Below are 26,775 nucleotides of genomic sequence, written 5' to 3' on the forward strand. Positions count from 1 at the left end.
GGACGAGGCCAGATGAAGCTAACTTTTGAAGACTTCGAACCGGGCCGCACTTTTGCGTTAGGCCCGGTCGCCGTGACGGCGCAGGAAATTATCGAGTTCGCAACCGAATTCGATCCGCAGCCGATGCATATGGACGAGACCGCCGGGCGCGCGAGCATCCTCGGCGGGCTCGCAGCTTCAGGCTGGCATACCTCAGCCCTCTTCATGCGCATGATGGCTTACGGCTATCTGTTGAATTCCCATTCCGAGGGCGCGCCGGGCATCGATCTCATGGAATGGAAGAAGCCTGTGCTGGCCGGCGACACGCTATCCGGCCGCTCGACTGTACTCGAAGCGCGCGCCATGCGCTCGCGGCCCGGCATCGGCATCGCCCGGTTCAAGCATGAGGTCCAGAATCAGCGCGGCGATCTGGTCTGCTACTGCGAAAACTGGATCATGTTCGGCATGCGCGATGCAGCGGAGGCAAACCCATGAGGATGGCAAAGCTTTACACGATCGGCGAAAAGACGGTGATCGGCAGCTATACGTTTACCGAGAAACGGATCGTCCATTTCGCCACGCGTTTCGACCCGCAGCGCTTCCATGTCGACAAGGAGGCAGCCAGGAAGACGCTCTTCGGCAATCTCTGCGCCTCCGGCTGGCACACCTGCGCTGCGTGGATGCGGACGTTCCTGGACTACTGGGAAAAGGAAACCGCACGGCTTGCCAGGGAAGGCATCGCCCCGCCGAAACTCGGCCCCTCGCCAGGCTTCCAGAAGCTGCAATGGCTGCGCCCGGTCTTCGTCGACGAGACGGTCAGCTACTCGGTGACCTTGCTTGCCAGCCGGCCTCTCACATCGCGGCCGGGCTGGTTCCTCAATTCAATTCTCAACGAAGGCGTCAATCAGGACGGCACGCCCGTCATCCGCTTCGAAAGCAGCGTGCTGGAATTCGAGTAATGCCGAAGCTCAATGCCCGGCAAATTCGACCAGCGTGTGGACCTTGACGCCAAGCTCCTCGAGCTTCCTGCGTCCGCCGAGATCCGGCAGATCGATGACGAAGCACGCGCCGACGACGTCCGCGCCCATCTGGCGAAGCAGCTTCGTCGCGCCGACGGCCGTCCCGCCGGTCGCAATGAGGTCGTCCACGAGAATGACCTTTTCGCCCGGCTGAACCGCATCCCGGTGCATCTCCATCTCATCGACGCCATATTCCAGGCTGTAGGCGATGCGCACCGTGTCATGCGGCAGCTTGCCCTTCTTGCGGATCGGCACGAAGCCCGCAGAGAGCTGATGCGCCACAGCACCGCCGAGGATGAAACCCCGCGCTTCCATGCCGGCGATCTTGTCGATCTTCAGGCCCGCATAGGGCTGCACCAGTTCGTCCACGGCGCGGCGGAACGCCCGCGGATTGCCAAGCAGCGTCGTGATGTCGCGAAAGATGATGCCGGGCTTCGGATAGTCCGGGATGGAGCGGATGCTGGCCGCAAGCTCCGAGGCAATATTGTTCATGGAAAGTCCGTCTGTCTGCGAAGGCATTTAGTCGGCTGTACCCTATCAACTGACTGACATGGAACCAACAAAAAAGGCGGCCCGAAAGCCGCCTTTTGCTTGTTGAGTTAGACCACTCAGTGTTCCTTGTTGGCGTAGACCGAGCGCTTCGTCAGGAAGATGAGCCCCGAGAAGATCAGCAGGAACACGATGACCATGAAGCCGGTGCGCTTGCGCTCTTCGAGGTGCGGCTCTGCCGCCCACATCAGGAATGCCGAGACATCCTTGGAGTACTGGTCGACGGTCTGCGGCGTGCCGTCATCATAGGTCACCTGATCGTCCGAAAGCGGCTTCGGCATCGCAAAGGCCGCCGCCGCGTTGAAGTACGGGTTGTAATGCGCACCCTCCGGAACCTGGAAACCCGCCGGCGGCTCTTCATAGCCGGTCAACAGCGAATAGATGTAGTCCGGCCCGCCTTCCTGATACTGGGTGAAGATATCGAAGACGAACTGCGGGAAGCCGCGGGTGATACCGCGGGCCTTCGCAATCAGCGAAAAGTCCGGCGGGGCCGCGCCATTGTTCGAGGCTGCAGCAGCCTGGGCGTTGGCGTAAGGCGACGGAAAATAATCAGAGGCGATAGCCTTGCGTGTGAACATCTCACCCGCAGAATCCGGGCCATCCTGAACTTCGTAATTCGCGGCAAAAGCCTTGACCTGTGCCTCGGAGTAACCGAGTTCGCCGAGCATGCGGAACGGAACGAGGCTCATCGAGTGGCAGGCGGAACAGACTTCCGTATAGACCTTCAGGCCGCGCTGCAGCTGGCCCTTGTCATAATGGCCGAACGGGCCAGCGAAGCTCCAGTCCTGTTCGCGCGGGTGCTTCAGCGGGTAGTGCGGGGTGGCACCCTCCTCATGCTCGGCCGGAGCAGCGCCCTCGCCGGGCGTCGCTTCCTGGGCGAATGCAGCGCTTCCGAGGAAGGCTGCGACTGCGAGCGGCAGAATGCTTGCAACAAGCTTTTTCATCGTTCTATTCCTTCTGCTCGCTTATGCCTTGACCGTAGCAGTTTGTTGATTGCGCTTTTCCAGCACGGCTTCGGTGATCGAGTTTGGAATGCGGCGCGGCGTCTCGACGAGACCAAGCACCGGCATGGCGACCAGGAAGAAAGCAAAGTAAAGTAGCGTGCAGATCTGCGAGATCAGGACGAAAGAACCTTCCGCAGGTTGGGAACCGAGCCAGCCGAGGATGATCGCATCGATCACGAAGAGCCAGTAGAACATCTTGTACCACGGGCGGTAGACCGCAGAGCGGACCTTCGACGTGTCGAGCCACGGCAGGAAGAACAGCACGATGATTGCGCCGAACATCACGAGGACGCCGCCGAGCTTGGAGTCGATGGGGCCGATGTTGAAGGTGATCGAGCGTAGCATCGCGTAGAACGGCAGGAAGTACCATTCCGGAACGATGTGGGCCGGCGTCTTCAGCGGGTCTGCCGGGATATAGTTGTCCGGATGGCCGAGGAAGTTCGGCATGTAGAAGACAAAGTAGGCGTAGACCAGCAGGAAGATCGAAACGCCGAGTGCGTCCTTCAGGGTAGCATAAGGCGTGAAGCGGACGGTGTCCGTCTTGGTCTTGACCTCGACGCCGGTCGGGTTCGTCTGACCGACGACGTGCAGCGCCCAGATATGCAGCACGACAACGCCTGCGATAATGAAGGGCAGCAGGTAGTGCAGCGAGAAGAAGCGGTTCAGCGTGGGGTTTTCGACTGCGAAGCCACCGAGCAGGAACTGCTGCACCCATTCGCCGACCAGCGGGAAGGCCGAGAAGAAGCCGGTGATGACGGTCGCGCCCCAGAAGGACATCTGCCCCCAGGGCAGGACGTAGCCCATGAAGCCGGTCGCCATCATCAGCAGGTAGATGAGAACACCGAGGATCCAGAGGATTTCGCGCGGCGCCTTGTAGGAGCCGTAGTAGAGGCCGCGGGCAATGTGCAGGTAGACAGCAACGAAGAAGAAGGATGCGCCGTTGGCATGCATGTAGCGCAGCAGCCAGCCGTGGTTGACGTCGCGCATGATCTTTTCGACGGCGTTGAAAGCGACCGAGGCCTCAGGGGCATAATGCATGGCGAGCACCACGCCGGTCAGGATCTGAGCGATCAGCATGACCGCAAGCATGGCGCCGAAGGTGTAGGCATAGTTCAGGTTACGCGGAACCGGATATGCAACGAAGCTGTCGTAGACCATGCGCGGTAGCGGCAGGCGCGCGTCGATCCACTTCTCTAGGCCGGTTGATGGCTCGTAGCTGGAATGGCCACTCATAAATCAGTCTCCCCTCAACCGATCTTGATCATTGTATCGGAAACGAACGAATAGGTCGGAATCGGCAGATTCGTCGGCGCCGGACCTTTACGGATGCGGCCGGCCGTGTCGTAGACCGAGCCATGGCAGGGACAGAACCAACCATTGTATTCGCCGGCCTGCCCGAGCGGCACGCAGCCGAGATGGGTGCACGAGCCGATCATGACGATCCAGTTTTCCTTGTCCTTGCCGGCAGAGCGGTCGATACCGGTTGCCTGCGCTTCGGCCGGAAGGTTCTCGTTGCGTGCAATCGGATCCTTGAGATCCGAAAGCGGAACCTCGTCGGCAGCCTTTACTTCCTCGGGCGTACGGTTGCGGATGAAGACCGGCTTGCCGCGCCACTTCGCGGTCAGCGACATGCCGGGCTGGAGGCTCGATACGTCGACTTCGATGGACGCGAGAGCGAGCGTGGACGCATCCGGACGCATCTGATCGATGAAAGGCCAGGCGACGGCCGCAGCGCCGACCGCGCCCGCCATACCAGTGGTGAGATAAAGGAAATCACGGCGCGTGGGCTCCGCTGAAGCCTCGCTTGTCGTTTCGTGTTCGCTCACGGCTAAACCATCCTCTGCGCAATTTTCGCGGAATTCCGCCCTGCCCCTCTACGCGGCGAATCCATATAGACACAGTTCGGCCATAGATTCCCCGCCAATCCGGCGCGTTCTATGCTTGATCGCAAATTATGTCCAGCCTTGACAAGGGGATGGGGGCACAATGTCGCGGGAAAATACGGATGAAATTTTTTTGGCAATCCGCAGGCTTCAACGGATCGAAGCCTAGCCGGCAGACGCTTTTCTAAACCACCTTCGCCTCGCGCCCGGGCATCTCTTCGTCTGCACCAAGGAAGCCGCCGGACTGGCGCGCCCATAGCTCTGCATAAAGCCCGCCCCTTCCGACCAGTGATTCATGCGTGCCTTCTTCGATGATCCGACCGCGATCGACGACGATCAGCCGATCGAGTGCGGCGATGGTGGAAAGGCGGTGCGCGATGGCGAGCACGGTCTTCCCCTCCATGATCCGGCTGAGATTGGACTGGATCACCTCTTCCACCTCGGAATCAAGCGCCGAGGTCGCCTCGTCGAGCACGAGGATCGGCGCGTCCTTCAGCATGACGCGCGCGATCGCTATGCGCTGCCGCTGCCCGCCTGAAAGCTTCACGCCACGCTCGCCGACATGCGCGTCGAAACCCTTGCGTCCCTGCTGATCTTGCAGTTGATCGATGAAGCCGAGCGCCTCGGCCCGTCGCGCGGCGTCAAGCAGCCGCTCCTCGCCCGCATCGGGCCGGCCGAAGAGGATGTTGTCCTTGACCGAGCGGTGCAGCAGCGACGTATCCTGGCTGACGACGCCTATCTGCATGCGCAGCGACTCCTGGCTGACGGCGGCGATATCCTGGCCATCGACAAGGATGCGTCCGCCTTCAAGGTCGTAAAGGCGCAGCAGGAGGTGGACCAGCGTCGATTTGCCGGCGCCGGAACGCCCGACGATCCCGACCTTCTCGCCGGCCGCGACGGTGAGCGAGAAATTCTCGATGACACCCTTGCCCCGGCCGTAATGGAAGGAGACGTTTTCGAAGCGGATGCCGGGCTCCCGGACGACGAGATCGGAAGCATTGGGCCGATCGACGAGGGCGAGTGGCTGCGAAATCAGCTCGGCGGCGTTCTGGATCGTGCCGAGATTGCGCATGATGCCGTTGAATTGCGTCATCAGACGCCCGAGGAGGAAGTTGAGGCGCAGGACCAGCGCCAGCGAAAAAGCCACCGAACCGGAACTCACCAACCCGCGCAGCCACAGATCGACGCTCAACCCGGCCATCGTCACGATCATTAGGCCGGAAAGCAGCGCCATCGAGGCGCGCACACCGGTGATGAACCGGGTAAAGCGCAGCACGGTATCCTGATAGATGTCGAAGCCCTGGCGCATGTAGCGGTCGGTCTCCTCGTGACGAGCGAAAAGCTTCAGCGTCTGGATGTTGCTGTAGGAATCGACCATGCGGCCGTTGAGCATCGAGGCGGCTTCCGCCGTTTCGCGTGAGTGATAGCGGATGCGCGGCACGAAATAGCGGGCAAGCACGCCGAAGGCGCAAAGCCAGAACAGCACCACGGCGGCAAGCGAAAGATCGAGCCGCGCGACCAGCACCAGTGTCGTCGCTGCGTAGATTCCGACGAACCAGACGCTCTCCATGAGAGAGGTGGTGAGATCGCCCACCGCCTGGCCGGCCGACCAGACCTTCGTCACGATCCGCCCGGAAAAATCGCTCTGGAAGAAGTGCAGCGACTGGCGCGACACATGCAGATAGGACTGCCAGCGTGCGAGATTATAGAAGCCCGGCGTGATCACCTGCTGATCGACCAGCGCGATGAGAAAGGCAACCACGAAACGAACGAGGCCGATCAGCGCCAGCATGCCGAACAATTCGCCGCCGTGCGCAGCAAGCAGTTCGCTCCAGCCAACGCCCGGCTTGACGGCGCCTAGTATATCGACCAGCCGTCCGACGAACCAGAAAAGCGCGGCCTCGATCGCCGCCGACATGCCGCCCAGAACGAGCATCGCGACGAACGGCCATTTTGCCTGGCCGATGTAAAACCAGATGAAGCCCGCGGTCGAACGCGGCGGCTGGATATTGCCGCGCGGTCGGAACGGATCGATCCAGTGTTCGAACAGATTGAGTATCGGGCGCAGGAGCATCATTGCGTTATAGTCCGGGACAACCCTGCGGCAAAGGCAATGGAGGAGGGGCAGAACCTTATATTTTGGCAATTTTCGGTAACATCGGCGGCATCCATGTTGAATGTCGCTGACCTCGTCACGATCTCAGAGTACAATCGCCGTTTAACGGAGAAATACCGTCATGGAAACGAGGGTGCTCGCGTCGCATATTCCGCTTCCGCTTGCGAAAAGACTCGATGAAACCGCAGCCCAACTCGGCATATCGCGCGACACCATCGTCAGCGAGGCCGTTGCCGCATGGCTCGACAACGAGGAAGAACGCCGCCTGACGGCACTCCGCACGATGGCGGGCGCCATCGTCGTGGTCGAACGTCATAGGGTACGGGATTGGGCGGACAGCCTGTGAACAGGCTCTTTTAGGATTCGTTCAGAGCCTGCAGTCCGCCATTACCGACTATACCCACTACTACAATCACGACAGGATCAAAATGAAACTCAAAGGGCCGAGCCCTGTACAGTACAGAACCCAGCCCTTAAATCTGCCGCGCCTTTAAACCGTCCACCTTAATGGGGTCAGTTCACTTTCACCGGGAGGGCCTTTTCGCCTTATTCCGCCGCTTCCTCGGCTTCTACCGAATGATCGGCGAGGAAGCCGCCGGACTGTCGGGTCCAGAGGTCGGCATATATGCCGCCCTGGCTGACGAGATCGGCGTGCGAACCAGCCTCGATGATCCGGCCTTTGTCGAGCACGATCAGGCGGTCCATCTCCGTCAGCGTCGACAGGCGATGGGCGATCGCGATCACCGTCTTGCCTTCCATCAGCGCAAATAGGTTCTCCTGGATCGCCGCTTCCACTTCGGAATCGAGCGCCGAGGTCGCCTCGTCGAGCACCAGGATCGGCGCGTCCTTCAGGAACACGCGCGCGATCGCAACGCGCTGGCGCTGGCCGCCGGAGAGCTTGACGCCGCGCTCGCCGACCTGCGCGTCGAGCCCCTTGCGGCCCTGCATGTCGACAAGCCCGTCGATGAATTCCCAGGCATTTGCCCGCTTCGCCGCCTCGATCACGTCCGTATCCGTCGCGTCCGGACGGCCGTAGGCAATGTTGTCGCGGATCGAGCGATGCAGCAACGACGTATCCTGCGTCACCACGCCGATCAGCGACCGGAGGCTTTCCTGCGACACTTGCGAGATATCCTGCCCGTCGATGGTGATGCGGCCGGCTTCCAGATCGTAAAAGCGCAGCAGCAGGTTCATCAGTGTCGTCTTGCCTGCCCCGGACCGGCCGACGAGGCCGACCTTCTCACCCGCCTTGATATCGAGCGAAAGGCTTTCGATGACGCCCTTGCCCTTGCCGTAGTGGAAGCGGATGCGGTCGTAGTGGATCGCACCTTTCTTCGCCTGCATCGGCGGTGCACCGGGCTTGTCGGTGATGTCGTGGCTCTTCGTCATCATTTCCATGCCGTCATAGACGGTACCGATGTTTTCGAAGAGCGCCGACACCTCCCACATGATCCACTGGGACATGCCGTTGACACGCATCGCAAGGCCGATCGCGATGGCGATCGCGCCGACCGAGATCTGGCCATTCAGCCAAAACCAGATCGACAGGCCCGAGATGACGAAGAGTGCCACGCAGTTGTTGATATAGACGCACACATGGAACAGCGTGACGCGGCGCATCTGCTGGTGCACCGTCTGCAGGAATTCGTCCATGCCGGCCTTGGCATAGCCTTCCTCCCTGCCCGCGTGCGAGAACAGCTTGACGGTCGCAATGTTCGTGTAGCTATCGACCACCCGGCCGGTCATCATTGAACGCGCATCGGCCTGACGTGCGGCGATCCTGCGAAGCCGCGGGACGAAATACGACACGATGCCGACATAGATGCCAAGCCAGACCAGGATCGGCATCATCAGCCGCCAGTCTGCCGCGGCGATTACGATGATCATCGTCAGGAAGTAGGTGACGACATAGACGAAGACGTCGAGGATCTTCATCGTTGTTTCACGAACTGCAAGCGAGGTCTGCATCACCTTGGTCGCAACGCGTCCGGCAAATTCGTTGGCGAAGAAGGTCATGCTGTGGCGCAGCAGGAAGCGGTGCATCTGCCAGCGCGCGCTCATCGGGTAGTTGCCGAGCAGAACCTGATGCATGATGAGCGAATCGAGCCCGGCCGCCAGCGGCAGGCCGATAAGGATCAAAGCCGCCATCCAGGCAAGCTTGTGCCACTCCGTCTGCAGGAACGTCGCCTTGTCAGCATTCGTCAGCCAGTCGACGACATCGCCGAGGAACTGGAAGAGTGCCACCTCGCCGATCGCAATCAGCGCCGTCAGCACCGCCATGGCCGCAAGCCAGGGCGCTGCAGGCTTCGTATAGTGCCAGCAGAAGGCAAAAAGGCCTTTCGGGGGAACGACGGGCTCCTCACTCGGAAAGGGGTTCAGTCGCTGTTCGAACCAGCTAAACATGAAAAGTGCTCCGGAACTTTGCCGTTCCGCCTCCCGGCCTGCGCAAAACGCACTGAGGCACATATGGGAACCGGACGTTCGAGGGGCGAGGCCACGACAGCCGCGCAATGGATCAAAAATGGGAATTTTAGGAAGTTTTGCGCTCAGGAGCGCGAGATCGCCACGCTTGGTATCACGGCTGGAAGGCGCGTAAGCATCAGAATATTCATGTCGGCCCTCCCTAGCTGGCGATTGAAGATGCGCACCAATAACGCGAAAATTGCGAAATTTCCAGTCCAAAATCGGCGGAAATTGAACAATTCAGGGCCAAGATGCGTCCTGTTGCACCGAAATCACAGTTGATCTAGGTCTCTTTGCCTTAAGCAGCAAAATGGTATTTCGGATGACCGATCTCAGACTGGCGCTCTATCAGCCCGACATCCCCGGCAATACCGGCACGATCCTGCGTCTCGCCGCCTGTCTCGGAATTGCCGTCGACATCATCGAGCCCGCCGGCTTCGACATTTCCGACCGCAACCTGAAACGCGCCGGCATGGACTATATCGCAGCCGTCGCGCTCACCCGTCATGTCAGTTGGGATCGCTTCGAGGAATGGCGGGCTCCGACGGGCCGCCGCATCGTGCTTGCCTCCACCAAGGCATCGGGCCGGTACACGGACTTCGCATTCCGACCGGACGACATTTTGCTGTTCGGCCGCGAAAGCGCGGGCGTTCCGGACCATGTTCACGAAAAAGCCGACGGGCGTATTCTGATCCCGATGGTCGAAGGCCAGCGGTCGATCAATGTCGCGGTCTCCGCCGCGATGATCGCCGGCGAGGCCATACGCCAGACCGTCTGGCGTTGATTTCGTCTCCGAGCGGCCGCGCGAAGCCTCGCCAAGATATGTCGCGAACGACGTTGTGATATCCCGAAACAGGCGTATTATATTTAGCCGGACAATCAAAGAAGCCAGAATCCAGGCCGCGATTTCAAAGAGATGGCAATGCGCTGAACGTCAGATTGCACAGCATTGCGCCGGCCGCGAACGAGAAGAAAAGACCCGCAGAGCATGAAATCCACGATCGTCATGATAAACCTGTTCGGCGCAGTAGCCCTGTTGCTGTTCGGTCTCGCGCAGGTGAAGGATGGCGTATCGCGGGCCTTCGGTGCACGGCTGCGGACGGGTCTTGCGACAGGCACGCGCGGCGGATTGCGCTCCTTCATTTCGGGCTTCGTCGCGACGCTGGCATTGCAAAGCTCCACGGCGACGGCGCTGATGGTCGCCTCCTTCGTCGAGCGCGAACTGGTGAAGCCGCGCATGGCGCAGATCGTCTTGCTCGGCGCCAATGTCGGCACGGCGGTCACGGCCTGGATCGTCGCGACCGGCATCGAGTGGCTGTCGCCGCTCGTCATCCTCGCGGGTATCATCCTCTATCGTAGCGGCTCGACCGCACGCCAGGGCGGCGGCACCGCCCTGATCGGCATCGGTCTCATGCTCCTGTCGCTGCACCTCCTGAGCGGCGCAACCGAGCCGATGCGCCAATCTCCTGCCCTCGCCGCCTTCATCGGCCTGCTCGACAACGCCTGGCTGGTGGCGCTTGCCTTTTCCGCCGGCATTGCCTTCATCTCCTCGTCGAGCCTCGCCGCCGTGGTGCTGATCCTTTCGTTGGCGTCAACCGGTATTCTTTCGGCCGGCCTCGTGATCGTGCTCGTTCTGGGCGCCAATCTTGGCGGCGCAATTCCGCCGGTTGTCGCTTCGCTTGCGGGGCCTGCCTCCGCAAAACGCGTTGCGCTGGGCAACCTGATCGTGCGCGCCACCGGCTGCGTGATCGCGCTGCCGCTTGCCGGCTATGGAGCTGAACTTCTGGAAATGCTGCCGCTTGCGCCCACCAAGCTGCCGGTCGACGCGCATCTCGGCTTTAACCTGATCCTCGCTGCTCTCGCCTGGCCGTTCTCGCGCCTCTTGTCGCAGCTGATGCTGCGCCTCGTTCCGGAGGAAACACAGACCGATAATGCGCCGAAATATCTCGACCAGCACGAGTTGTCGACGCCCGTCGTGGCGCTTGCGAGCGCCACTCGCGAAGTCCTCGGTGTCGGTGACATCATCGAACGTATGCTGATGCGCGCCTCTGACGCCTTCGAGCAGAACGACCTGACGAAGCTCAAGGAAATTCCCACGCTCGAAAAGCGGGTCGACAGCCTGCAGCAGGAAGTGAAGGTCTACCTTTCCAAGCTCGGTCGCAAGGGCCTGAGCGAGGAGAACGGCCGCCACTCGATCGTCATCATTGACTACGCCATCAACCTCGAGCATATCGGCGACATCATCGAAAAGGGCCTGCTGCCGCAGATAGGCAAGAAGGCTTCGCTCGGCCTGCGGTTCTCCGACGACGGCTACCAGGAGCTCAAGAAGCTCTTCCATCTGACGATCGACAACCTGCGGATCGCACAAACGATCTTCGTGACGCGCGACTTCAATCTCGCCAAGCAGATGATGGAAGTGAAGGTCGAGGTGCGCAGGATGGAGAAGCAATCCGCCGAACGCCACCTTGAACGCCTGCGCGAGGGCTACGCCGACAGTCTGCAGACGAGCTCGCTACATCTCGACATGCTGCGCGACCTGAAGCGCATCAACGCCCACATTGTCTCGGTGGCGCACCCGATCCTCGACGAGAGCGGATTGCTCATCGAGAGCCGGCTGCGCACGCCTGTGGAGTGACGGTCAGTCGGCGGAAGGAAGCCGGCGCATGGTGAATTCGATCTGGTCGTTGTCGAGCTGCCGCCAGCTTTCCACTTCGGTCCAGTAGGCCGCCTTCGGGTATTCGGCGAACCATTCGCGCGCCTTGGCCCGCGCGTCGAGCAGGCCAAGGCGGTATGTCTGGCGTACGAAATGGTCGCCCTTCCGGGCAGTGCCTTCCGCCCGATGCCGTTCGATCCTTCGCTTCAAGCCGTCAAACGACGGAGGTCCCGGGATTTTAGTCATGAAACCTACCTCTGACCGAAAAGGTAGTATTGAAAATTTCAATTTGCGAGTCGAATCTTTGCCGCCTCGACTGCGTCCTTCCGCCCGCTGGCAAGCCACCGATGCACCTGATACCACGAAGCCATAATTAGCGATGATCGAGTCGTGTTGTGTTGTAATGTGGGGGTAATGATGGAACGACCAGACCTGCCGGTCGGCCTGCCGGACGATATCGAAGACAAGAAAACCGCCGCCCGCACGTGGTTCGAAGGCTTGCGCGATACGATCTGCGCCTCCTTCGAAGCTCTGGAAGACGAGTTGACCGGCCCGCTTTCGGATCAGCAGCCAGGCCGTTTCGTCGGCAACGAATGGTCGCGTGAAAATGGTGCCGGCGGTGGGGGCTGCATGTCGATGATGCATGGCCGCGTCTTCGAAAAGGTCGGCGTGCATACCTCCACCGTCTACGGCGAATTCGCGCCCGATCTTCGTGCCCAGATGCCGGGCGCCAGCGAAGACCCGCGCTTCTGGGCCTCGGGGATTTCGCTGATCGCCCATCCGGTGAACCCCAACGTGCCCACAGTGCACATGAACACCCGCATGGTCGTCACCTCCAGCCGCTGGTTCGGTGGCGGTGCGGACCTGACGCCGGTGCTCGACCGGCGCCGTACGCAGGAAGACGACGACAGCCGCCTCTTCCACAAGGCGATGGAAATCGCCTGCCGCAGCCATTCAGGCGTCGCAGACTACGGTGCTTACAAGAAATGGTGCGACGAGTACTTCTTCTTGAAGCATCGCAACGAGCCGCGCGGCATCGGCGGCATCTTCTACGACTGGCTGCATTCGAGCGAGGAAGCTGGCGGCTGGGAGGCCGATTTTGCATTCACGCGCGATGTCGGCCGGGCCTTCGCCATGGTCTATCCGAAAATCGTCCGCTCCAACTTCAACAAGGAATGGACGGAGGCGGACCGTGACGAGCAATTGATCAGGCGCGGGCGCTATGTCGAGTTCAATTTGCTCTACGATCGCGGTACAATTTTCGGACTGAAGACAGGTGGCAATATCGAGTCAATTCTCTCATCGATGCCGCCGGTCGTCCGGTGGCCATGACCGTACGACAGCGTACGGGTAAAAATACATTACATGGCCTTCAAGAAGCGTGAGCGTGCGCTAAACTAACGTGCTAAACTGAGCTTGTGTTGCCTAACAATCGGAGGAGGATTGTCATGATGATACAGAGCGGTTCGCCGGCGCCTTCGGATGTTCGGGAGGCATCCCGTGCAATCGATACCCCGGACTTCCTGAACCGCATCGCCGAAGAAATGCGAGCAACGAGCGGCTCCGATCTGCCCCTGTCCTGCTTCATCGAACAGGTGAAGTTGCAGCTCGCTGCCGGAAAATCGCCCGAAGAACTGCGGGGACAGGCACGAGAAAGTGCAAATTCGAATGCCCCGTACCAGTCGTCCGAGTGCTTCCGTGCTTGGGCGATGCCGGAATATCGCAGGTGACTTGCCGGCCGATGTGCATCATCGGCCGGAACCTTCTCCCCGTTTAGCACATTGAAGAGAAACGCGTGTCAGCGCGATTATTCCGTCATGTTCCGGACAAAGGAGTTAGACAATGCGACTTTTCGAATGCGGTACGCTCGTACCGGGCTGCGCTTGGCATACACGCGCCGATGAAGACGCCGAGGTCGTCCGCCGCGTGGTCGAGCATTTGAAGTCCGCCCATGGTGAAACGGTCATTCGCGAGAACATGATCGACAACATCAAGGCCCGCATCCGCGACGAAGCGACCGCGGCCTGATCACTTCGAAAGTTCATTCAGCCGGGCGAGCAGCGCCGCCCGGTCGGCGGCAAAATTCTCGTCCACCCATTGGCTCTCGAGTTTCGCAAGCGTCTCGCCGACACGTGGACCTGCCGGGATTCCGGTGGAAATGACATCGCCGCCGCCGATCGGAAATTTCGGCTTCCTCCACGCGAGTGCCTGGGCCAGCAGCTTGCCGAGCCTGGCCGATCGGCTCATCTCCTCCATATTGCCTTCCGCCTTGCCGCGGGCAACGGCGAGCGCGAGCTTCAGGCGCGTGGCGATGCCTTCAGCTCCGTTGCGATAGAGCAGCCGGTCGAAGGCCGCGGCAGACATTTCGTCATCGACCGGGCGGGCCGCCGCCCAGGCCCTGAAATAGGCCGCTTCGGCATTCGAAAATCTCAGGCGGACTGCCATCCTCTCCAGCCGTTCGGCATCGGGCGGAACGATCGAAGCAAGCCGCAGGAGCGGGTCGGGCTTCCAGCTGAGCGCCTTTTCTGTCGCAACCAACGCCGGAATGGCGTCTATGCCCCATTTCTCGGTCTCCGGCAGAACCTCGCTGAGCACCGCGACCTGCCGCATCCAGAGCAGCGCCCTGCCCGGGTCTTCGGCAGCAAGCAGCTTGCGAAGTTCGGACCAGACCCTTTCGGATGAAAGGGTGCTGAGTTTCGAGCGTGCCGCCGAACAGGCCCGCAGTCCTTCCGCGTCAGGCCGGCCGGAGCCGTAATGAGCAAAAAAGCGGAAGAACCGCAGGATGCGCAGATAGTCTTCGGCGATCCGCGCGGTCGCATCGCCGATGAAACGGATATTGCGTTTCTCGATATCGGCAAGCCCGCCGACGAGATCGACCACTTCGCCCTTGGAATTCATGTAAAGCGCATTGATCGTAAAGTCGCGTCGCTCCGCATCCGCCTGCCAATTAGTACTGAAGGCGACCTTGGCGCGGCGCCCGTCAGTTTCGACGTCGGTGCGCAGCGTCGTCACTTCGAACGGCTTTCCTTCGATCACGAGCGTCACCGTGCCATGCTCGACGCCGGTCGGGATCGCCTTGATGCCGTCTGCTTTCGCCCGTTGCGTCACGGTGTCCGGCGTCAGCGTCGTCGCGACGTCGATATCGCTGACCGGGATCCCCATCAGGCTGTTGCGCACGGCGCCGCCTACGACGCGCCCTTCGCCGCCGTCCGCATTCAAGAGCGCGAAGACGCGCTGAAGGCGGAGATCTTGGAACCATGCTTCATCAGCAAGGCTGGTCATACATAAAGCCTCTCGTAAAGGGTGCGAACAATGCCCGCGGTGATGCCCCAGATCATCCAGCTTTCATAGGGCATGCGGTAAAAATGCCGGTCGATGCCTTCGACAACGCGCCTGTCGCGGGTGTGGTTGTCCGGATTCATCAGGAACGATAGCGGCACCTCGAAGACATCGTCGACTTCTCGCGGATTGAGCTTTAGCTCGAAACCCCGCTTAACGATGCCAAGCACCGGCGTGATGCGAAAGCCGGTGGCGGCGAGATAATGCGGCAGGCGGCCGACCGTCTCCACGAAGGAGCCGGCAATGCCGATCTCCTCCTGCGTTTCCCGTAGAGCTGCCATCTCCGGAGAAATGTCCGTAGAGTCGATCGCCCCGCCCGGAAAAGATATCTGCCCGGAATGCTTGCGCAGGTTTGTCGTGCGCTTGGTGAAGATCACCCGCGCCTGGTCGCCGTCGTCGACCACCGGCACGAGGACCGCGGCGTCGCGTAGACGGAAGCCCTCGACCATCGTGACGATATCCGGATTGAGGACGTGATCACCGTGATCCCGCCAGGAATGATCGACCGGCCCGCCGCTCTGATTGAGCGCCCGGCGGCGGAATTCGGCGGCGGAATAAAGTGGATAACGCTGGTTCAGGGTATTGCTCATCGGGAAAGCGCATCCAGTTCGTCGGCCGGCATGATGGGAAAGAGCGAACCGCCGGAGCGGACGCAGAACATCTCCTTGCCCTCCATGTCGGCAATCTCGCCGACGTCCGCCAGCTCGTACATCACGGCACGCGATACTAAGGCCTCGAGACGCCCGCGCACATGCAGATAGGGCTTCAGTTCGCGGTTTGCGCCATGGATCACGAAACGCAACGGATGCTCCTTGCCGGCTTCGACGACATCGCCGGTATTGGTGCGGAATGTCAGCACCTGCTGACCGCCGCGATTCGTAGCGATCATCTCGACTGCGACGAACGGCGCGTCGGCGACCTGGATCCCGACTTTTTCCACAGGAGTTACGAGATAGGTCTTTCCGTCCTCGTCCTTGCGCAGGACGGTCGAAAACAGGCGAACCAAGGGCGCGCGGCCGATCGGCGTTCCCATGTAGAACCAGGTGCCGTCGGCGCGGATTTCCATGTCGATATCGCCGCAAAACGGCGGATTCCATTTCTCGACGGGCGGAAGTCCGCGCTTTTTGCCTCCGTCTTCGCCCGCAGCACGCGAAATCAGCGCGGCAAGCCCTGCGGCATCTTCGCTCGCTCTTATCTCTTGCGCTGCCATTCTTCTGTCCCGGTTTGCTTTTAACGAAAGGGTAGTCACGAGATAGTCATTTGGAACGAACTTGTCAGCCCGCAACATCTCCATAACTCTATAGGGTACGGGCCAGAGGCGTAAATCCGCCGATTCGCGACGAATGATTCAGCCGTTGGAGATACCTGATGGGTATGATGAAGACCGAAGACAGCCTCGATGAACGGGAAGTCATCGCCGCTGCGGAAAAGGCGCTCGCCGATATCGCCCTTATTCGCGAAGAAGTCTCGAAGGTGATCTTCGGCCAGGAAAGCGTCGTCGAAAACACCCTGCTCGCCGTCCTTTCCGGTGGCCATGCGCTTCTGGTCGGCGTTCCCGGCCTTGCAAAGACCAAGCTGGTGACCACGCTCGGAGAAGTGCTGGGCCTCGGCGCCAACCGCATCCAGTTCACGCCGGACCTGATGCCGTCCGACATCTTGGGCTCCGAAGTGATGGACCAGGACGAGAACGGCCGCCGCTCCTTCCGCTTCGTCAAGGGCCCGGTCTTCGCCCAGCTGTTGATGGCCGACGAGATCAACCGCGCCTCGCCGCGCACGCAGTCGGCGCTGCTGCAGTCGATGCAGGAGTATCACGTCACCATCGCCGGCCAGCGCTACGACCTGCCGACGCCGTTCCACGTTCTCGCGACCCAGAACCCGCTGGAGCAGGAAGGTACCTACCCGTTGCCGGAAGCCCAGCTCGACCGCTTCCTGCTGCAGGTGGACGTGCACTATCCGGAGCTTGCCGCCGAACGCCAGATCCTGCTGGAAACGACCGGTATCAGCGAAACGAAGCCGCAAGCCGTCCTCGATGCCGGGCGGCTGATGGAAATCCAGAGGCTCATCCGCCAGATGCCGGTGAGCGACAAGGTGGTCGACGCGATCCTCGATCTCGTGCGCTCCGCCCGCCCTGGCCAGGGCAACGCCGCGACCGACAAGAATGTCGCCTGGGGGCCCGGCCCGCGCGCCGGCCAAGCCATGATGCTCTGCGCCCGCGCCCGTGCCCTCTACGAAGGTCGGCTCGCGCCGTCGCTCGATGATATCCATGCGCTTGCCGAACCCGTTCTCGAACACCGCATGGCGCTCACCTTCGCTGCCCGCGCCGAGGGCATGTCGGTCCGCGATGTCATCGCCGGCCTCGTCAAGCAGGCCAAAGGATAAGGAATCCGGACGCGTGGCATCTATCGGACAGATCGTCAATCCGACCCCTGGCAGCGATGCCCTTGCCCGCGCAAGGCAGCGGGCTTCCCTGGTGCCGGACTGCCTGGTCGAAGCCAAGCGCATCGCCAACAACGTGATTGCCGGCTGGCACGGCCGCCGCAAGCGCGGCATCGGTGAGAACTTCTGGCAATTCCGCCCCTATACCGAAGGGGAAAGCCTGTCGCGCATCGACTGGCGCCGTTCTGCCCGCGACGACCATACCTATGTCCGCGAGCGCGAATGGGAAGCCGCCCACACCATCTGGCTCTGGGCCGACATGTCGCCCTCGATGATGTACAAGTCGACCTTCGGCAGCGTCTCGAAGGAAGGCCGCGCGCTCGTCATCATGCTGGCGCTCGCTGAAATCCTGGCGCGCTCCGGCGAACGCATCGGCTGCCCCGGCGTCATGGAACCGGTCGCCGCCCGCAACGCCGCCGAGCGGCTTGCGACCGCGCTGATGCATGCGCCGCTGCCCGGCGGACTACCGGAAATCGCCATGATCCGCGGCTGGAGCGATCTCGTGCTCATCGGCGACTTCCTAGACGATGCACCGGCGATCATGGCCCGCATCACCCCGCTTGCCCGCCGCGGCCTTCGCGGCCATATGGTCGAGATCGCCGATCCCGCCGAGGAGCTTTTTCCTTACACCGGCCGCACCGAATTCACCGATCCGGAAACCGGTTCGAAGCTCGTGTCCGGCCGTGCGGAAAACATCCGCGAAGCCTATGGCCGCGCTTATCTGGCACGCCGGGACGATCTCGGCCAGTCGCTTCGCCACCTCGGCTGGACGTTCGTCACCCATCGCACCGATCACCTGGCATCCGAAGCGCTGGTCGCCGTGCACATGTATCTTTCCGGCATGCCGGCCAAGGCGACGCATGGAGGGCTGTTATGAGCACCCTTCCCTTTGCTTTCGCCTATCCTGCAATCCTCGGCGCGCTTGTCGCCCTGCCGGTCATCTGGTGGCTGCTGCGGCTCACGCCGCCGCGTCCGAAGTCCGAAGTCTTCCCGCCGCTGAAGATTCTGGCGGCCGTGCTGAAGCGTGAGGAAACACCTGCCCAAAGCCCTTGGTGGCTGACGCTGCTGCGTATGCTGCTGGCCGCTGCCGTGATCCTCGCCATTGCCGACCCGGTCTTCAATCCGCGTACCAGTTCGCTCGCCGCAGGCGGCCCGCTGGTGCTCTTCGTCGACAACGGCTGGGCGACGTCGCCGGATTGGGAACGCCGCGTGCAGACCGCCGAAGCGCTGATCGACGATGCCGAATCCGCGGGCACGCCCGTCGCGGTCGCCTTTGCGGCCGATCCGACCAACAATGCCGTGCCGGGCACCGCGACAGCAGCCCGCGATATGCTGCGCGCCGCCGAGCCGCAGCCGCTCGTTCCGGATCGCGAACGCGCCTTCGAGGCATTGCGCGCGGCCCTCAACGGCACGAAACCCGGCACCCTCGCCTTCCTTTCTGATGGCGTTGCCGCCAAGGAAGACGATGCCACCGTCCGCCAACTCGCCGACCTGCAGCCTGCCGAGCTCCGTCTCATCGAAGGCGATGCCACACGAACGGTCGCGATCACCGGTGCCACGAATGCCGCAGACGCCATGAGCGTGACAGCGACGCGCGTTGACAGCACGGGCGCTGCCTCGCTGCCGCTGACGGCGCAGGATGCCCAGGGCCGCGCGATTGCCGCAGGCACGGTCGATTTCCAGCCCGGACAGTCTGTTGCCTCAGGCTCGATTCCCGCCCCCTTCGAGATGCGCAACGATTTCGCGCGCGTCAGCATCGACAATCATGCCACGGCAGGCTCGGTCCATCTGCTCGACGATGGCTTCAAGCGCCGCCGCGTGGTGCTGCTTTCCGGCGAAGCGGGCGATGAATTCCAGCCGCTGCTTTCGCCTCTCTATTACATTCAGCGCGCATTGCAGCCTTATGCCGATCTGATCCAGCCGAATACACCGGATCTCGCGGCCTCCATTCCCGACCTGCTGTCGCAGAACCCGTCCGTCATCATCATGGCCGATATCGGCCGGCTGCCGCAGGAGACCTATGAGCCGATGCAGCGCTGGATCGCCAATGGCGGCACGCTGATCCGCTTCGCCGGTCCGCGCCTTGCCGCCGCGCCGGCGGATGACCCGCTGGTGCCGGTGACGTTGCGCCAGGGCGAGCGTGCGCTTGGCGGCGCGCTCTCCTGGGCCGAGCCGCAGCCGCTCGCGGATTTCCCGAATTTCGGTCCTTTCGCCGGCATGGCCAAACCGACAGATGTGACCGTCAAGCGCCAGGTTCTGGCCGAGCCGACGCCCGATCTTGCCGAGCGCACCTGGGCAAGCCTTGCCGACGGCACGCCGCTGGTAACGACCAAGCCGATCAATGCCGGCCGTATCGTGCTCTTCCATGTCAGCGCCGAGGCGACCTGGTCCAACCTGCCGATCTCCGGCAATTTCGTCGAGATGCTGCGTCGCATCGTTCAACTCTCCCGCTCGGGCGGCGTAACCTCCGAGGCCGGTGCTGCAACGACCGCCGAAGCCCTGCCGCCCTTCCGCCTGCTGACCGCGAAGGGCGTGCTGACGACGGAGACCGGCACTGCGCGGCCGCTGATCCCGAACGCAAAGGCCGAGCCCGTTTCCAATTTCGACAATCCGCCCGGACTCTATGGTTCAGAAGACGGCTTTACCGCATTGAACGTATTACCGAATAACGCCGAGCTGAGGCCGCTCGACACGGCTGGCATCAATGTCCTGCGCGAAGGCCTGATCGGCGGTGAAACCTGGTCCGCCAAGCCCACTCTCTTCCTCATCGCCTTCCTTTTGCTCCTGGCGGACAGCCTCATCGTGATGTTCATGGGCGGCGCCTTCTCCCGGTTGCGTTCGGCCGCGCGTCCTGCGGCGATCATCGCAGTTGCCGTCGGTGCGGCCTTCTTCCTGCAGCCGTCGCAATTGCGCGCCGACGATTCCAAGCCCGGCGACGACCAGATATTCCAGCGACTGGACAATACTCACCTCGCCTATGTCGTCACCGGCGAGCAGGACGTCGACAATATTTCCGAGCATGGCCTTGAAGGCCTGACCGAGTTCCTGACCTTCCGCACGACACTAGAACCGGCGCCACCCGTCGGCCTTGATCTGACGAAGGACGAGCTGTCCTTCTATCCGATCATCTATTGGCCGGTTTCGGCCTCCGCGCCGATGCCGTCTGCGGCTGCGATTAACCGCATCGACGCCTATATGCGCGCCGGCGGAACGGTACTTTTCGATACGCGAGACCAGTTCGCCTCGCTGGACAATAATGGCGGTGCGTCGAGCGCCAATGGCGAGCGTCTGCAGCAGATCCTCGCCAATCTCGACATCCCTCCACTGGAGCCGGTTCCTTCGGACCACGTGCTGACGAAGTCCTTCTACCTGCTCTCCAGCTTCCCGGGCCGCTATTCCGGAAGCCCTCTGTGGATCGAGTCGCGACAGGACGACCGCGCGTCGGACGCCAAATCCACCGCCTCGGCCGACGGCGTTTCGCCGATCCTGATCACCGGCAACGATTTGGCCGGGGCCTGGGCGGTCGATCAGAACGGTTCACCAATGCTGCCGACAGTTCCGCCGGATGAAATGCAGCGCGAATACTCCTATCGCGCCGGCGTCAACATCATGATGTATATGCTGACGGGCAACTACAAGACCGATCAGGTCCACATCCCCGCGCTCCTCGAACGGCTGGGACAGTGACATGACGGTTGATTTCTCGCCCTTCATTCCCTGGCCGGTTCTTGCGGCGCTTGCGGCCGTGGTCGCCGTTGTCGCCGCCTTCGCCATCTGGCGCGGCATCCGCGGCGCCTGGATCCGCACGCTCGCCGCCTTCGCATTGCTGGCAGCGCTCGCCAATCCGCTGCTCATGCAGGAAGACCGCGAGCAGCTTTCGACGGTCGTTCCCGTCATCGTCGACCGCAGCCAGAGCCAGCAGACGCCGGAACGCATCAAGATGACCGACGAGGCGCTGGCGCAGCTGAAGGATCGCCTCTCGCGCTTCCCGAACATCGAACCTCGCTATGTCGATGCGACCGAGCCGGAAGATTCTGATACGCCGTCCACACGCCTCTTCACCGCGCTTTCGGCTGCCGTTGCCGACGTGCCTCCTGCCCGCATCGGCGGCGCGATCATGCTGACGGACGGCGAAGTGCATGACGCGCCGGGCGTCACTCAGGCGCTCGGCTTCGAAGCGCCGGTCCACGGCCTGATTACCGGTAAGGCCAACGAATTCGACCGCCGCATCGAGGTGATCAAGGCGCCGCGCTTCGGCATCGTCAATGAAGAGCAGCAACTGGTCCTGCGCGTCTTCGACGACGGCCCGAGCCCCGGCAGCGCGGCCGATGTCACCGTGAAGCTGAACGGCGACGTGATCGCCACGATGCAGGCGACGCCGGGTCAGGATACGCCGTTTTCCTTCAGGGTCCCGCGCGGCGGCAGCAACGTGCTGGAATTCTCGGTGGCTGGTTTCCCCGGCGAAGTGACCGAGGCAAACAACCGCGCCGTTCATGTCATCGATGGTATCCGTGAGAACCTGCGCGTGCTTCTGGTCTCCGGCGAACCGCATGCCGGCGAGCGCGCCTGGCGCAATCTCCTGAAGTCCGACGCCTCGGTCGATCTCGTCCATTTCACCATTCTGCGCCCGCCCGAAAAGCAGGACGGCACGCCGATCAACGAGCTTTCGCTGATCGCCTTCCCGACGCGCGAGCTTTTCGTCGACAAGATCAAAGACTTCGACTTGATCATCTTCGATCGGTACCAGCACCGCGGCGTGCTGCCGATCCTTTACTACGACTACATCGCCCAATATGTCGAAAACGGCGGCGCGCTGCTGATCGCCGCGGGTCCCGAACATGCCGGCCAGGATTCGATCGCGCTGACGCCGCTTTCGGCCGTTCTTCCCGCCGAGCCGACCGGCCAGATGATCGACAAGGCCTTCTATCCCCGCCTTTCCGAGGAGGGCCGCAAGCATCCCGTCACCCGCGGCCTCGACGGCTCCGTTGATGAGCCGCCGCATTGGGGCCGCTGGTTCCGCAGCGTCGATGTCGCCTCTCCGCATGGCCAGACGGTGATGGTCGGCGCCGACAATCATCCGCTGCTGCTTTTGAACCGCGCCGGCCAGGGGCGCGTCGCCATGCTGCTCTCCGACCAGGGCTGGCTCTGGGCCCGCGGCTTCGAGGGCGGCGGCCCGCATGTCTCGCTCTACCGCCGCATCGCGCATTGGCTGATGAAGGAACCGGCGCTGGAGGAGGAAGCGCTGACGGCACGCGCCTCAGGCCGCACGCTGGAGGTTACCCGCCAGACGATCGGCGACAATCCGGGCGAGGCTACGGTCCGATATCCGTCAGGCAAGATGGAAAACCTTCCGCTGGCGCAATCCGAGCCCGGTCTCTTCAAGGCCGAGAAGAAGATGGATGAGATCGGCCTCTTCGAAATCCGCAACGGCGACCTGACGACGCTCGTCCATGTCGGTGCCGTCGATGCGCCCGAATTCAAGGCGATGATCTCGACGACGGACGTGCTGAAGCCGATTTCCGACAAGACACGCGGCCTTGTCACCCGCGTTTCAGATACTAATGGCGCTGTCGAGGTGCCGCCGATCCTGCCGGTTCGCGGCCAGATCCGCGTGGTCGACAACGATCGCATGCAGATCAAGCTGACTAACGAGACAGTTCTGAAGGGCATCAACACCTTGCCGCTCTTTGCCGGTTTTGCCGGCGTCGGCGTGCTGCTGCTCGCCTTTGGCGCCATGTGGTGGCGCGAAGGACGGTGACGCCATGCCGGAATTCGAGCTGACAGCATCGCCCTCCCCAGAAGACCTTGCCATCATCCAGGATGCGCTCAACGCCTTCAACACGGAGGATGTCGGCGCTTGGGAACGCAAGCCGCTCGCCGTCCTCATCCGCGATACCGACGGCAAGGTGACAGGTGGACTTTCGGGCTACACCGCATGGGGCTGGCTCTTTACGCAGACCCTCTACATTCCGGAAACCCAGCGCGGCAAAGGCATGGCCGGAAAGATCCTCGCTGCGGCAGAGGAAGAGGCAAAAGCCCCGCGGCTGCCACGGCGCATGGATCGATACGTTCAATCCGCAGGCGCTGCACACCTACCCGCAGGCGGGCTATGAAATCTTCGGCGAACTGCCGCAGTTTCCGAAAGGCCGGACACGGAGCTTCCTGCGCAAGAACCTTGGTTAGGCGAGCGAGACTCGCCGTGTTTCCGCATCGATCACCAGCGCTGCGATGGCAGCGATGACCAGCAGCGCTGCAAACAGCCCGATGGCGACGCCGAGCCCCAGCGACACGACGAATGCCATCAGCGACGGTGCGGCAAGCCCGCCGAGCCGGGCCATTGCGCCTGCGGCTCCCATCCCGGTGGCGCGCGATCCCGTCGGGTAAAGCTCCGGCGTATAGGCGTAGAGCGCGCCCCAGGTACCGAGCAGTGCGAAACTCATGATCAGCAGCGATGCACCGATCAACGTATCGTCCGGCGAAAGCACGAAGAGCAGGCATCCCGCCGCCGAAAGCAGGCAGAAGCCGATCAGCGTCGGCCGCCGTCCCCACTTTTCGACGCCATAGGCAGCAAGCGCATAGCCCGGTATTTGGGCGAGCGCCACGAAGACGAGAAAGCCGTAGCCGCGCACGAAACCGAAGCCCTCGCCGGCAAGCCTGGCGGGCATCCAGGTGAACACGCCGTAATAGGACACCGAGACGAGGAACCATATCGCCAGGATCATCAGGCTACGGCGGCGAAGCGAGGCGGAGAAGATGCCTTCCGAAGCCGCATGCGTAACCGGCACAATCTGCTCGGCGGCGGCAAGCTGCGGCCTGCCGTTGCGCTTTAGCATGCGGTTGACGATCGCCTTGGCTTCTTCCGTATGGCCGGTCCGCAACAGATAGAGCGGCGATTCCGGTACGAAGAAACGGAGCCCGATGCCAAGGATGGCAGGCAACGCCGTCACGGCGAAGATGTAGCGCCACGCATCGGCAACGCCGGCGACGCTCGCAGCCCATGCGGCAAGCGCGACGATCAGCGTGCCGACCGCCCAGAAGCCTTCGAGCACGACGAGCCAGCGGCCGCGGTTCTTTGCCGGCAGGAACTCCGCCATCATCGCATAATCGACCGGCAACGTGCCGCCAACCGCCATCCCCGTCAGGAAACGCAAAACGAGCAGGCTGGTGAAATCCGGCGCAAAGATCGAAAGCGTGCCGAACAAGGCATCGCAGCCGACCGTCAGGATCAGCACGGAGCGTCGACCCACCTTGTCGGCAAGCCGACCGAAAACGACGGCACCGATCAGCATGCCGAGGAAGAAAAGCGTGCCGGTCTGCAGCGCCTGCGGGACCGTCAGCTGGAACGTGGCGGCGATCGAAGCGGCCGTAAAGCCGACGGCGAGCACCTGCATGGCGTCGGCCGCCCATACAAGCCCAAAAATCGCCATCAGCCCCCGCTGAAAGGCGCCTGTCCCGGCGCGATCCAGCGCCTCGTCCATCGAAATTCCACTCATATCGCCCTCCACCAAGCTGCCGAAATCTCGCGCCAAGTGAGGTTCCGGGGTAATCAGCGATAGAACATATGGCCTATGCACGCCAGCCGATTATACCCTTGAGACGCTGATGCGCATCTTCGGCAATCGGAACGGCGAGAACGCGGGCGGGATCGACCGGACCCGGAAAGGCGAGCGCGTTGTAGGCGACCCTCTCGAAGCCGAGCGGGCGATAGTAAGGCGGATCGCCGACGAGGATGACGGCCTCGGAGCCCTTGCTCCTTGCCGCCTCCACCGCGATCCGCACGAGTTCGCGCCCGATGCCCATATTCTTGTGCGATGGCCGGACAGCGAGCGGCCCGAGCAGGTGCCCCTTCACCTCGCCCGCCATGACCGGCGTCATTCTGACGGAAGCGATCGTTTCGCCATCATCGGTGCAGATGAAGGAGAGCGACAGATCGTGCGGTCCCTGTTCGCGGATGCGGGCCGCGGCACGCGTATGCCGGCCGGGGCCGAATGCTTCTTCGTTGATGTGTTCGATAGCCGCGTCGTGAGACGCATCCTCGGTGAGGTAGACCAGATCGTGCTTGTGCATGATGAGACAGAAACCGGATAGACGGAAGTGATGGATTCTCGAGCACGCCGTTCAGGCGTTCGGGAGCATCAGCGTCGTCGCAGGTTTCTGGTTGCGGGCATCAAGTCGGATCCTGAGAAAATGTGAAAAGGCCGATAGCAGGAAAAATTCCCCCCGTCCAACGCAAAATGCGGCCGTCGAAAAACTGCAGGACGCACTGTTCAGCGTTTGCACCCTGCAAAGAAGGGCCGCCTGCGATATGTTGCCGCCAACGACGAATTTGAAGGAAGCACACCATGGGCATTCTGGTTGACGGCGTCTGGCAGGACGTCTGGTACGATACGAAGGAAACGAAGGGCCACTTCAAGCGCGCGGCCTCGCAGTTCCGCAACTGGATCACGGCCGATGGAGAGGCCGGCCCGACAGGCATCGGCGGCTTCAAGGCCGAGGCGGACCGTTATCATCTCTATGTGTCGCTCGCCTGCCCCTGGGCACACCGTACGCTGATCTTTCGCAAGCTGAAGACGCTTGAGAACATCATCTCCGTCTCCGTGGTCGATCCCCTGATGGCCGAGAACGGCTGGGAATTCAAATCCGGCGACGGCGCTACCGGCGATCATCTTTACGGAGCAAAGACCCTCTGGGAGATCTACGTGAAGGCCGACCCGCATTATTCCGGCCGCGTCACAGTTCCCGTGCTCTGGGACAAGAAGACCGGCACGATCGTCAACAATGAATCGGCCGAGATCATCCGCATGTTCAACAGCGCCTTCGACGGCCTGACGGATTCGAAAATGGATTTCTATCCCGTCGATCTTCGCGCCGATATCGATGCGCTGAACGCAATCGTCTACGACACTGTCAACAACGGCGTCTACAAGGCCGGTTTTGCAACGACGCAGGAGGCCTACGAAGAAAATGTCGTCAAGATTTTCGAAACGCTGGACATGCTGGACGAGCGCCTCGGCAAGACCCGCTACCTCTTCGGCGACCGGCTGACGGAAGCGGACTGGCGCCTGTTCACGACGCTGGCGCGCTTCGATGCCGTCTATGTCGGCCACTTCAAATGCAACATCCGCCGCATCGAAGACTACAAGAACCTTTCGGGCTACCTGCGCGATCTCTACCAGACGCCGGGCGTCAAGGAGACGGTGAACCTCCACCACATCAAGCAGCACTATTACCGCAGCCACAAGACGATCAACCCGACGGGTGTGGTGCCGGTCGGACCGGCGCTCGACCTCGACGGCGCGCACGGGCGCGCCAAGCTTGCCGCTGCGGCCTGAAT

General features: G+C 62.0%; 25 protein-coding genes and 2 pseudogenes. 15 read left to right on the plus strand and 12 right to left on the minus strand.

What is annotated here, in order from left to right; translation table 11 throughout:
• Nucleotides 1-12 precede the first annotated feature (12 nt).
• Entirely contained in the window at nt 13-474 is a 462-nt protein-coding gene (locus tag BN1800_RS02840; RefSeq protein WP_086994230.1) for a MaoC family dehydratase, read from the plus strand.
• The gene (locus BN1800_RS02845; protein ID WP_027508362.1) at nt 471-938 is read left to right on the plus strand and encodes a MaoC family dehydratase; all 468 of its coding nucleotides are present in this window, start codon (nt 471-473) and stop codon (nt 936-938) included. The genes BN1800_RS02840 and BN1800_RS02845 overlap by 4 nt, the downstream gene beginning before the upstream one ends.
• Nucleotides 939-947: 9 nt before the next feature.
• Here BN1800_RS02845 and BN1800_RS02850 read toward each other — a convergent pair whose 3' ends face one another.
• The 5 genes from BN1800_RS02850 to BN1800_RS02870 all read right to left on the minus strand — a co-directional run bounded on the left by BN1800_RS02850 (nt 948) and on the right by BN1800_RS02870 (nt 6,508).
• Nucleotides 948-1,490 carry an adenine phosphoribosyltransferase gene (locus tag BN1800_RS02850; protein ID WP_027508361.1) on the minus strand — a complete coding sequence of 181 codons (543 nt, stop codon included), beginning with the start codon at nt 1,488-1,490 and terminating at the stop codon, nt 948-950.
• A gap of 116 nt (nt 1,491-1,606) precedes the next feature.
• Complete coding sequence (locus BN1800_RS02855) at nt 1,607-2,491, minus strand: cytochrome c1 (protein WP_027508360.1); 885 nt, start codon at nt 2,489-2,491, stop codon at nt 1,607-1,609.
• A 21-nt stretch (nt 2,492-2,512) separates the two neighbouring features.
• Nucleotides 2,513-3,784, minus strand: a complete 1,272-nt coding sequence (locus tag BN1800_RS02860) for a cytochrome b (RefSeq protein WP_027508359.1) — start codon at nt 3,782-3,784, stop codon at nt 2,513-2,515.
• 14 nt (nt 3,785-3,798) lie between these two features.
• Entirely contained in the window at nt 3,799-4,377 is a 579-nt protein-coding gene (gene petA, locus BN1800_RS02865; RefSeq protein WP_027508358.1) for a ubiquinol-cytochrome c reductase iron-sulfur subunit, read from the minus strand.
• Between the two features lie 241 nt (nt 4,378-4,618).
• Nucleotides 4,619-6,508: an ABC transporter ATP-binding protein gene (locus tag BN1800_RS02870; protein WP_027508357.1), complete on the minus strand. Its 1,890-nt coding sequence runs from the start codon at nt 6,506-6,508 to the stop codon at nt 4,619-4,621.
• 163 nt (nt 6,509-6,671) lie between these two features.
• Here BN1800_RS02870 and BN1800_RS02875 point away from each other — a divergent pair, with 163 nt between their 5' ends.
• Nucleotides 6,672-6,896 carry a ribbon-helix-helix domain-containing protein gene (locus tag BN1800_RS02875; RefSeq protein WP_027508356.1) on the plus strand — a complete coding sequence of 75 codons (225 nt, stop codon included), beginning with the start codon at nt 6,672-6,674 and terminating at the stop codon, nt 6,894-6,896.
• A gap of 19 nt (nt 6,897-6,915) precedes the next feature.
• A pseudogene (locus BN1800_RS02880) lies at nt 6,916-7,044 on the plus strand (IS3 family transposase); the annotation flags it as partial.
• Nucleotides 7,045-7,096: 52 nt separating this feature from the next.
• On the opposite strand, the gene BN1800_RS02885 reads toward BN1800_RS02880, so the two are convergent.
• Complete coding sequence (locus tag BN1800_RS02885) at nt 7,097-8,953, minus strand: ABC transporter ATP-binding protein (RefSeq protein ID WP_027508355.1); 1,857 nt, start codon at nt 8,951-8,953, stop codon at nt 7,097-7,099.
• 382 nt (nt 8,954-9,335) lie between these two features.
• Here BN1800_RS02885 and BN1800_RS02895 point away from each other — a divergent pair, with 382 nt between their 5' ends.
• Both BN1800_RS02895 and BN1800_RS02900 read left to right on the plus strand, forming a co-directional pair.
• Complete coding sequence (locus tag BN1800_RS02895; RefSeq protein WP_027508354.1) at nt 9,336-9,797, plus strand: tRNA (cytidine(34)-2'-O)-methyltransferase; 462 nt, start codon at nt 9,336-9,338, stop codon at nt 9,795-9,797.
• Nucleotides 9,798-10,001: 204 nt separating this feature from the next.
• Nucleotides 10,002-11,648: a Na/Pi cotransporter family protein gene (locus BN1800_RS02900; protein ID WP_086994236.1), complete on the plus strand. Its 1,647-nt coding sequence runs from the start codon at nt 10,002-10,004 to the stop codon at nt 11,646-11,648.
• Nucleotides 11,649-11,651: 3 nt separating this feature from the next.
• Here the strand turns inward: BN1800_RS02900 and BN1800_RS02905 are convergent, their stop codons facing one another.
• On the minus strand, nt 11,652-11,912 hold the full coding sequence (locus tag BN1800_RS02905; RefSeq protein ID WP_022714201.1) for a hypothetical protein: 261 nt from the start codon (nt 11,910-11,912) through the stop codon (nt 11,652-11,654).
• A gap of 171 nt (nt 11,913-12,083) precedes the next feature.
• On the opposite strand from BN1800_RS02905, the gene hemF reads away from it, so the two are divergent.
• From hemF to BN1800_RS02920, 3 genes are all read left to right on the plus strand, one after another.
• Complete coding sequence (gene hemF / locus BN1800_RS02910) at nt 12,084-12,998, plus strand: oxygen-dependent coproporphyrinogen oxidase (RefSeq protein WP_086994498.1); 915 nt, start codon at nt 12,084-12,086, stop codon at nt 12,996-12,998.
• Between the two features lie 116 nt (nt 12,999-13,114).
• Nucleotides 13,115-13,396 (plus strand): hypothetical protein, encoded by a 282-nt coding sequence (locus BN1800_RS02915; protein ID WP_027508351.1) that lies wholly within the window; start codon nt 13,115-13,117, stop codon nt 13,394-13,396.
• 112 nt (nt 13,397-13,508) lie between these two features.
• Entirely contained in the window at nt 13,509-13,694 is a 186-nt protein-coding gene (locus tag BN1800_RS02920) for a DUF1059 domain-containing protein (protein WP_086994240.1), read from the plus strand.
• Here the strand turns inward: BN1800_RS02920 and BN1800_RS02925 are convergent, their stop codons facing one another.
• Genes BN1800_RS02925 through BN1800_RS02935 form a run of 3 tightly spaced genes read right to left on the minus strand, consistent with a single transcriptional unit; the run spans nt 13,695 to nt 16,215 of the window.
• The gene (locus tag BN1800_RS02925) at nt 13,695-14,948 is read right to left on the minus strand and encodes a CCA tRNA nucleotidyltransferase (protein WP_086994243.1); all 1,254 of its coding nucleotides are present in this window, start codon (nt 14,946-14,948) and stop codon (nt 13,695-13,697) included.
• A complete protein-coding gene (locus tag BN1800_RS02930) occupies nt 14,945-15,595 on the minus strand; it encodes a CoA pyrophosphatase (protein WP_027508348.1) in 651 nt (216 codons plus the stop codon). The genes BN1800_RS02925 and BN1800_RS02930 overlap by 4 nt, the downstream gene beginning before the upstream one ends.
• The gene (locus tag BN1800_RS02935) at nt 15,592-16,215 is read right to left on the minus strand and encodes a DUF1285 domain-containing protein (RefSeq protein WP_086994501.1); all 624 of its coding nucleotides are present in this window, start codon (nt 16,213-16,215) and stop codon (nt 15,592-15,594) included. The genes BN1800_RS02930 and BN1800_RS02935 overlap by 4 nt, the downstream gene beginning before the upstream one ends.
• Nucleotides 16,216-16,373: 158 nt before the next feature.
• Here BN1800_RS02935 and BN1800_RS02940 point away from each other — a divergent pair, with 158 nt between their 5' ends.
• The 5 genes and pseudogenes from BN1800_RS02940 to BN1800_RS02960 all read left to right on the plus strand — a co-directional run bounded on the left by BN1800_RS02940 (nt 16,374) and on the right by BN1800_RS02960 (nt 23,624).
• The gene (locus BN1800_RS02940) at nt 16,374-17,384 is read left to right on the plus strand and encodes an AAA family ATPase (protein ID WP_027508346.1); all 1,011 of its coding nucleotides are present in this window, start codon (nt 16,374-16,376) and stop codon (nt 17,382-17,384) included.
• A 13-nt stretch (nt 17,385-17,397) separates the two neighbouring features.
• Complete coding sequence (locus BN1800_RS02945; RefSeq protein WP_027508345.1) at nt 17,398-18,318, plus strand: DUF58 domain-containing protein; 921 nt, start codon at nt 17,398-17,400, stop codon at nt 18,316-18,318.
• On the plus strand, nt 18,315-21,128 hold the full coding sequence (locus BN1800_RS02950) for a DUF4159 domain-containing protein (protein WP_086994246.1): 2,814 nt from the start codon (nt 18,315-18,317) through the stop codon (nt 21,126-21,128). The genes BN1800_RS02945 and BN1800_RS02950 overlap by 4 nt, the downstream gene beginning before the upstream one ends.
• 1 nt (nt 21,129) lies before the next feature.
• Nucleotides 21,130-23,199 (plus strand): membrane protein, encoded by a 2,070-nt coding sequence (locus tag BN1800_RS02955; RefSeq protein ID WP_027508343.1) that lies wholly within the window; start codon nt 21,130-21,132, stop codon nt 23,197-23,199.
• Between the two features lie 4 nt (nt 23,200-23,203).
• A pseudogene (locus tag BN1800_RS02960) lies at nt 23,204-23,624 on the plus strand (GNAT family N-acetyltransferase).
• Here BN1800_RS02960 and BN1800_RS02965 read toward each other — a convergent pair.
• Complete coding sequence (locus BN1800_RS02965) at nt 23,621-24,934, minus strand: MFS transporter (protein ID WP_086994248.1); 1,314 nt, start codon at nt 24,932-24,934, stop codon at nt 23,621-23,623. The pseudogene BN1800_RS02960 and the gene BN1800_RS02965 overlap by 4 nt on opposite strands.
• Before the next feature lie 73 nt (nt 24,935-25,007).
• Nucleotides 25,008-25,508, minus strand: coding sequence for a GNAT family N-acetyltransferase (locus BN1800_RS02970; protein WP_086994252.1), 501 nt, complete (start codon nt 25,506-25,508; stop codon nt 25,008-25,010).
• A 275-nt stretch (nt 25,509-25,783) separates the two neighbouring features.
• Between BN1800_RS02970 and BN1800_RS02975 the strand changes: the two genes are divergently transcribed.
• Nucleotides 25,784-26,773 (plus strand): glutathione S-transferase family protein, encoded by a 990-nt coding sequence (locus BN1800_RS02975; RefSeq protein WP_086994254.1) that lies wholly within the window; start codon nt 25,784-25,786, stop codon nt 26,771-26,773.
• The last annotated feature ends 2 nt before the right edge of the window (nt 26,774-26,775 follow it).

The sequence above is a fragment of the Rhizobium sullae genome (assembly GCF_900169785.1).
In the GTDB taxonomy this organism is placed as follows: Bacteria; Pseudomonadota; Alphaproteobacteria; order Rhizobiales; family Rhizobiaceae; genus Rhizobium; species Rhizobium sullae.